The organism is Aminobacter sp. P4_H6_2 (assembly GCF_056400805.1).
This window is the reverse complement of the sequence record NZ_JBFUKO010000906.1, coordinates 1-1589: the sequence shown is the minus strand read 5'-3', so window position 1 is coordinate 1589 and position 1589 is coordinate 1. Positions and strand designations below refer to the sequence as shown.

Sequence of the window (1589 nt, the reverse complement as noted above, 5' to 3'; positions counted from 1 at the left end):
CGGATGCCGCGCGCGCCGAGGCGTCGGCGGCCTTTTTCGGCTCGCCGGGATGCACCCAGCCCCAGCTGTCGATGAAGATTTGCCCGCCGATCTGCTCGGCGAMGCTGGCACCATTCTGGGCGATGGAGCCCGACTGCGGCGCGGGGATGCCAGCGCGCAGATTGCGATAGGCGGTGTGTTCGGTCGAAACGCCGAAACCGCCCCACCAGTACATGCCGTGCTCTTCGGCGGCATAATTGACCCAGGTCTTGCCGACATGTTCGGCGGTGGCGCCCAGGCCGTAATCGCGCAGCGCGCGGATGAAATAGACCGGACCGTTGGTGTCGTCGTCGGCAGCAAAATTCTTGAAATCGCGCAGATACTGGGTGACTTCGCCGTAGGTCTTCTGGATGCGCTCATAGCTCCAGATTGTCGGTTCCACCGGTGCGCCAAGCCGCACGCCGATGGCCTTGCCGATGAAGCCGGCATAGATCTTTTCGTAAATCGTCTCTTTGGTGAGCTTGGGCATCATCGGTCTTTCGTTATGGACTAGAGCGTAAGGGCGGCACGGCGCGTGGCGCGCGCGTCTGTGGCGGCCTGGTCGGCGGCGAGGATGACTTTCACCGTTTCGGTGAAAGCGTCGGCCGAGGCGTTGAGGTCGAGCCGGTTGGTCTTGTCGAGCAATTTGCGATCGTCATCGGAGATGACGCTTTCGCCATGCATGGCGCCCAGGATCGCGCCGGCCATGACGCCGATGGAGTCGGTGTCGCGGCCCGAATTGACGCCGTCCTCGATCGACTTGCGGAAATCACCGTCGTTGAGCAGGCAAAAGCCCAGCGCCAGCGGCAGCTCCTCGATCGCGCCCAAACGGCTCGGCTGGTAGGCGTTGGTCAGCCGGCCGACCTTGCCGGGCGTGTGATTGACGTCGTCGCCCATCGGCGAATAAGGCGCCATGGCCTTGTGGAATTCGGCAACGACCGTCGCGTAGTCGGCCTTTGACGCCTTCAGCTTCCTTGTCACGGCGACAATGTCGGCGATGGCATTCTTGGTACCGTCCTTGGCAAGGGTCAGCACTTCCTCGATCACGGCTTCGATTGTGGTGCCCGGAATGAAGGCCGCGGCCACAGCCGCCGCGAACACGCCGGCGGCTTCCAGGCCGTAGCTTTCCTGGTGGCCCGAGGCAAACGCGATCGCCTCGTCATAGGCAGCCTTGGGATCGCAGGCGTTGACCACGCCGATCGGCGCCACATACATCGCAGCACCGCAGTTCACCATGTTGCCGATGCCACCCTGGCGCGGGTCGCAGGAAGCCAGCTGGTGACGCTGGAAAATCCACTTCTCGGGATAGAACAACCGTTCGATCAACATTGCTTCGCGCTGCAATTCGGGCACCCAGCGCGGGATCCAGGCGATCTGGCGCACCATGCCGTCGGCCATGTCCCAGGCGTCGAGATGCCTGCCGGTCTCGGCGTAGATATCCATCAGGCACAGCGTCATCATCGTGTCGTCGGTGACGATGCCGCTGCCGCGCACCCGGCCGTTTCGTGCCGTCGCGTCGAGCGACATCTTGTGCCACTGCGTTTCGAGTGACGTCACTCGCCCGTAACGGC

Annotated in this window: 2 protein-coding genes; both read right to left on the bottom strand. The window is 63.4% G+C overall.

Translation table 11 applies throughout. The features are described 5' to 3' along the window. Positions 1-511: ADP-ribosylglycohydrolase family protein (locus tag AC1DUU_RS31520; protein ID WP_476787229.1), on the bottom strand; the 511-nt coding region annotated here is incomplete at its 3' end. Positions 512-528: 17 nt separating this feature from the next. Further along, positions 529-1589 (bottom strand): ADP-ribosylglycohydrolase family protein (locus AC1DUU_RS31515; RefSeq protein ID WP_476787228.1); only part of this gene is annotated, 1061 nt, incomplete at its 5' end.